This window comes from Nocardia farcinica (genome assembly GCF_029867845.1).
Lineage (GTDB): Bacteria > Actinomycetota > Actinomycetes > Mycobacteriales > Mycobacteriaceae > Nocardia > Nocardia farcinica_A.
The window spans coordinates 1-5489 of the sequence record NZ_JARWRU010000409.1; the positions used below are offsets into that span (position 1 = coordinate 1).

General features: G+C 72.3%; 6 protein-coding genes. 5 read left to right on the top strand and 1 reads right to left on the bottom strand.

Annotated elements, in window-relative coordinates; translation table 11 throughout:
* Positions 1-261 precede the first annotated feature (261 nt).
* The 3 genes from QH283_RS08730 to QH283_RS08740 all read left to right on the top strand — a co-directional run bounded on the left by QH283_RS08730 (position 262) and on the right by QH283_RS08740 (position 2869).
* Positions 262-1125, top strand: coding sequence for a hypothetical protein (locus QH283_RS08730; protein WP_280502514.1), 864 nt, complete (start codon positions 262-264; stop codon positions 1123-1125).
* A gap of 112 nt (positions 1126-1237) precedes the next feature.
* Positions 1238-1993, top strand: a complete 756-nt coding sequence (locus QH283_RS08735; RefSeq protein ID WP_280502515.1) for a L,D-transpeptidase — start codon at positions 1238-1240, stop codon at positions 1991-1993.
* A gap of 180 nt (positions 1994-2173) precedes the next feature.
* Positions 2174-2869 carry a hypothetical protein gene (locus tag QH283_RS08740; RefSeq protein WP_280502516.1) on the top strand — a complete coding sequence of 232 codons (696 nt, stop codon included), beginning with the start codon at positions 2174-2176 and terminating at the stop codon, positions 2867-2869.
* A 78-nt stretch (positions 2870-2947) separates the two neighbouring features.
* Here the strand turns inward: QH283_RS08740 and QH283_RS08745 are convergent, their stop codons facing one another.
* Entirely contained in the window at positions 2948-3799 is an 852-nt protein-coding gene (locus tag QH283_RS08745; RefSeq protein WP_280502517.1) for a bifunctional 5,10-methylenetetrahydrofolate dehydrogenase/5,10-methenyltetrahydrofolate cyclohydrolase, read from the bottom strand.
* Positions 3800-4003: 204 nt separating this feature from the next.
* Between QH283_RS08745 and QH283_RS08750 the strand changes: the two genes are divergently transcribed.
* Together QH283_RS08750 and QH283_RS08755 are read left to right on the top strand one after the other, a co-directional pair.
* Complete coding sequence (locus QH283_RS08750) at positions 4004-4876, top strand: YdcF family protein (RefSeq protein ID WP_280502518.1); 873 nt, start codon at positions 4004-4006, stop codon at positions 4874-4876.
* Between the two features lie 76 nt (positions 4877-4952).
* Positions 4953-5489 (top strand): methyltransferase (locus QH283_RS08755; RefSeq protein ID WP_280502519.1); only part of this gene is annotated, 537 nt, incomplete at its 3' end.

Sequence of the window (5489 nt, forward strand, 5' to 3'; positions counted from 1 at the left end):
GGGGCGGCGCTGCGCCCCCGGGGGGGCGCCCCCCCCCCCCCCCCCCTTGGTGCCCCCCGCGGGGCGCTACCCGCCCCCCCCCCCCCCCCCCCGGGGGGGGGGGGGCCCGGGCGCAGCTGAGCGCGCTCGCCGACACGCCCGGTTCGACGGTCGGCTATCCCCCGGCACACGACCTCTACGGCCCGCTCGCGGGCGTGATCCGCACCGCCGGTCACAGCAACTTGCGGCGAACCGCGCGGGCGCGAGCTACCGTTGACGGACATGAGTGAGGAGATCAGCGCCTCGCAGGGGGACGACAAAGATCCTGCGCTATTCGTCAGACGCGGCCGTGAGCAAGCGTGGAGCAACTTCCGGGACGCGCGAATCGAGCTGAGCGAGTTGCGCATTCGCACCAACCTCGACGGCTGGCCGACCTGGGTGCACATGATGCCGGGCGGCAAGCTGGAACGAGCCGATCGCAAGCTCGTCCGGTTGCGGGAGAAACTGTCCCGGCACGGGGTCGGCGCCGAGGAGCGGACCTGGGGACCGCTGTCCGGCGGCGAGCTGCCGGGGACGCTGGGCGTGGTGACACTGGAGGCGACCATCGCCCGGCTGCTGGCCCGCTATCGCGCGGTCGCGCCGGGCTGGGCGGCGGAGCTGGCCTCGATCGCGCGGTCGGGACCACAGATCAGGGAGGCCGCCGCCGACGGCGACCGCACTCAGGTGAGGGCGCTGACCGAACGGCTGCTGGCCGCGGTCCGGTTGGCCCCCGACGAGCCGGCCGCCGCCCAGCTGACGAACTTCCTGCCGGGCGAGCTGCGTCCCGCGCCCGCCGATGTGACGACGCTGCGGCGCGCCGGGACCGGCCCGGTCACGGTCGCCTTCGAGGTGCGCACGAGCACGATCGATCTGGAGACCATCACGGTCACCCCCGGCCTGCGCGGCATGGGCCTCGGCACGGCGAATCTGGTGCACCTGTGCCGGACGGCCGACGAGCACCGGCTGCGGATCGTCGGCAGGCTGGTGCCGATCTTCCACGACGACTCGGCGCTGCCGAAGCTGGCGCGATGGTGCCGCAGACACGGCTTCGAAGTGCAGGAACGTGTGGGCGGCCGGATCACCCGAGAACCCGGAAATCCATTCTGACCTGCGTACAGAGGTCAAGATCAGCGGGTTTCGGACAGGACAGGATCTGATGATCATGCGGGCGTAAACTGGTCTATCCCCGGTCCACCAGGTTCGAAAGGGGTGGCCGCCCATGCGGAGCATCCGGCCTGTCCTGCTCGCGATCACCATGATCGCGGCGATGGTTCTCGGTTCCGGCGGCGCGTCCGCGCTGTCGGCAGGCACCACGACCAGCGGAGTGCGCGCCACGATCTCCCCCGCCGACGGCGCCACCGTCGGCGTCGCCCACCCGGTCACCGTCGAATTCGCCGACGCGGTCACCGACCGGACACGAGCGGAGCGATCCGTCCACATCAGCGCCGACCCCACGGGCCCGTTGCCCGGCACGTTCACCTGGACGGACGACCGCACGCTCACCTGGACGCCGGAGGGCATGCTGCCCGCCGACTCGCTGATCAGCGTCCGCGCCGGTGACATGCGCACCCAATTCGCGACCAACGCGGGCGTCTACGCCGAGGCCGACATGTCCGCGCACACCTTCACCGTCAGCATCGGCGGCCAGGTCGTGCGCACCATGCCCGCCTCGATGGGCAAGCCAGGCTGGGAGACGCCGACGGGCACCTACCCCGTGCTGGAGAAGTTCCGCTCCATCGTGTTCGATTCGCGCACCATCGGCATTCCGCTGAACTCGCCGGAGGGCTACCTCATCGACGGCGAGTACGCCGCCCGGCTCACCTGGGGCGGGGTGTTCGTGCACGCCGCGCCGTGGTCGGTCGACTCGCAGGGCTACGCCAACGTCAGCCACGGCTGCATCAACCTGTCCACCGAGGACGCCGCCTGGTACTACGAGAACGTCGGCATCGGCGACCCGGTGTACATCCACTGGTGAGCCCCGCCCCGGCGCCCGGCGCTGGGGCCGGTCACCGAAGCCCCGCGCGACAATTGTGGCCCCGCGCACCTTTCCGCGCGTCCGTGCCGGTATTTGGCTGATCCCCGCGACCCGGCGGTATCGTGCCCGGGGAGTTGTTTCGAGGCGTGCCGTGTGGCGCATCGGATGAAGGGCGGGGACATGAATCGATGGGATCCGGGCGCGCATCCTCGGGCACCGGAGTCCGTCTCGCCGGGCACGCAGGCACCGGACACGGCGTCGCAGGGGGGCCGCGGCGTCGAGGGTGCGACGCGGACCACCGATCTGTTCCCCGAAGAGGACGTCTTCGCGCGGATGATCGACCGCTCCCCCAAGCGCGGCCCGTGGTTGCGCTGGGCGCCGATCGTGCTCGGTTGCCTGGCCGCGATCGCGCTCGTCGCCGCGGCCACCCTGTTCCTCGGCGAGGACGAGTCCCCCCAGCAGGCCTCTACCACCGAGACCGTGCCGACCGGCGCGGGCGCTGCCGCCCAGTGTCCGGCCGAGCGGGTGGGCAACCGCATCCAGGGCAACGGCTCGGGCGGCACCGACTCCGGGCCCGCGGTGATCTTCGCCTTCCAGTACGCCTACTACGTGCAGCGTTCGGCCGAACTCGCGCGCGCCGCGGTCGCCCCCGAGGCGGCGGTGCCCACCGATGCGGAGATCCAGCGCGGCATCGACTCGGTGCCGGTGGGCACCACCCACTGCGTGACCATCAACCCCGGCGCGTTCGCGGGCCAGTACCGCGTGGTCGTCACCGAGCACCGGCCGGGGCAGTCACCGGTGAGCTACAACCCGCAGCTGGTCACCGTCGCCGAGACGGGCGGGCGCACCCTCATCACGAGCATCGCCGCGGCCTGAGCGGCGCTCCCGGCGACACCGCGGCCCGGCGACGCTCCGCTGCCGGGCCGCTGATCGCGCGTGCCGAGACCGTCGCTCTCAGCCGCGATGCTTCTCGGCGGCCTCCACCACGTGCCGCATGAGCAGCGCGGTCGTGACCGGCCCGACCCCGCCGGGAACCGGGCTCAGGCTCGCGGCCCTGCCCTGGACGGACTGCGCGTCCACGTCTCCGACGATCCCGCCGTCCGGTGACTCGTTGGTGCCCACGTCGATCACGACCGCGCCCTCGCGCACGTGGTCGGCGGTGATCAGCCCGGCCCGGCCCACCGCGGCGACCACGATGTCGGCGGCCGAGGTGACCGACGGCAGGTCGGTGGTGCGCGAATGGCAGACGGTGACGGTGGCGTTCTCGGCCAGCAGCAGCTGGGCCAGCGGCTTGCCGACGACATTGGACCGGCCGACGACCGCGACGTGCCGTCCCGTCAGCTCCACCCGATGGTGCTTCAACAGCTCGACCACGGCCTGGGAGGTGGCCGGCACGAAGCCGTCGAGGCCGGCGGCGAGCAGGCCGAGCGAGAGCGGGCTGACGCCGTCGACATCCTTGTCGGCGGCGATGGCCGGGCTGACGTCGTCGAGGCTCACACCCGCAGGAAGCGGGGTCTGCAACATGATGGCGTCCCACGCCGGGTCGGCGCTGCGTTCGGCGAGTTCGGCGCGGATGCGGTCGGCGCTCGCGTCGGCGCCGAGATCGATGCGCTCGCAGGCGATTCCGAGGCGCTCGGCGGCCTTGCGCAGCGAGTTGACGTACCAGGCGCTGGCCGGGTCGTCGTTGGCCACGATCAGGGCCAGCCGCGGTGCGGTGCCCGCGGCGGTCAGCGCTTCGGCGCGCTGCTTGGTGTCGGCGTTGATGGCGGCGGCGAGTTCCTTGCCGGTCAGCGAAACGGTATCCACGGCTTGACAGCCTAATCCTCGCCTCGGCCCGGTCCGGCCCCGCGTCGGGGCGCGGCGCATCCGGCATGCCCGACAGGTCCGGGCGTGAATTACCCGGGATCGACCGTGACCGGCCGTATGGTGATCTGGCCTGATTCCGCGCTCTCCGAGGCCGAAAGCTCCATCCGTAGACCCGTTCACTTTCGTGGAAAGGTGTCGACCGAAGTGAGATTTTCCCGGCAAGGCAAGACCTTCCTGGCGGCAGGTTGTGTCGCCGTCGCGTTGTCCGGTCTGGCGGGAGCTCCCGCTCAGGCGTCCCCCGAGACCGATCAGCTCTACAACTCCGCGCAGCGCCACTTCACCGCAGGCGATCCAGGGGCCGGTCGCGCGGAGCTGCGCAGGCTGATCGACATGGATCCCGCCGATGCCGAAGCGCTCGCGCTGCAGGCCATCTGGTCGCACTACGACAACGACCTGATCGCCATGCACGACGCGATGAACCGGCTGCGGGCGGTGAATCCGGCGATGGCCGCGGGCACCGACAACGTCTTCCGCGCCATCGGCGCCGCGGTCGGCACGCTGCCGAATCCGCTGCCCGCGCTGATCGGGCCGCAGACCGGCATCGTGGTGCTCGGCTACGGCCTGCTGCCCGACGGCGCGCTGCGCCCGGAGTTGGTCAACCGGCTGACCGCGGCGTGGATTCAGGCTGTCGCCGCCCCCTTCTCCCCCATCGTGGTCACCGGAGGCAATCCGCAGAACGGCATCACCGAGGCCGAGGCCATGCGCGACTGGCTGGTCGGCCGCGGCATCCCGGCCTCGCGCATCCACGTGGAGAACCGCGCGGGCTCGACGGTGCAGAACGCGCTGTTCAGCACCCGGCTACTGCGGAACGTGGGGGCCGACAGCGCGGTCGTGGTGACCTCACCGAACCACATCCGCCGCGCGGTGGCCGATTTCATCGTCGCGGGCACCCACGTGGTCGGGGCGATGACCTCGCTCGAACAGCTCGTCTCGCAGCTGCCGCCGCCCGCACGCCCGGCCCAGCGCGGCATCTACCTCGATGCCACCCGTACCTTCCAGTTGAGCACCGCGCGCTGACCGCCGCCGCGGCGATCGGTCCCGGAGTCGCGGAATCCACTGGCCCCGGCGACGGCAGCGGATCGATGATGGACCCATGCATCGTGTTCTCGCCGACCTGACGGCGCGGCTGCGCGCCGCGGGCTGTGTCTTCGCCGAGGAGGAGGCCGCCCTGCTCACCCGGGCAGCGGCGGCCTCCGGCGTGTCGGTGGACGAGTTGGCCGAGCGCCGGATCGCCGGAGCCCCGCTCGAGCACGTGCTCGGCTGGGTGGAGTTCGACGGATTGCGGATCGGGGTGGAGCCGGGCGTGTTCGTGCCGCGTCAGCGCACCGTGTTGCTGGTGGAGACGGCGGTGGCGCTCGCCGCGGACCGAGCGGACCCGGTGCGGGCGGTCGACCTGTGCTGCGGGTGCGGGGCGCTGGGGCTGGCGTTCGCGGTGCGGATGCGCGCGCTGGGCCGCGAGGTGGAACTGGTGGCGGCCGATGTGGACGAGACCGCGGTGCGGTGCGCGCGCGCCAATCTCGCCGGCCACGGCACCGTGGTGGGCGGTGACCTGTTCGCGGCGCTGCCGGAGTCGCGGGGCGGGCGGCTGGGCCTCCTGGTTGCCAAAGTCCCCAACGGCCCGCCCCACGCG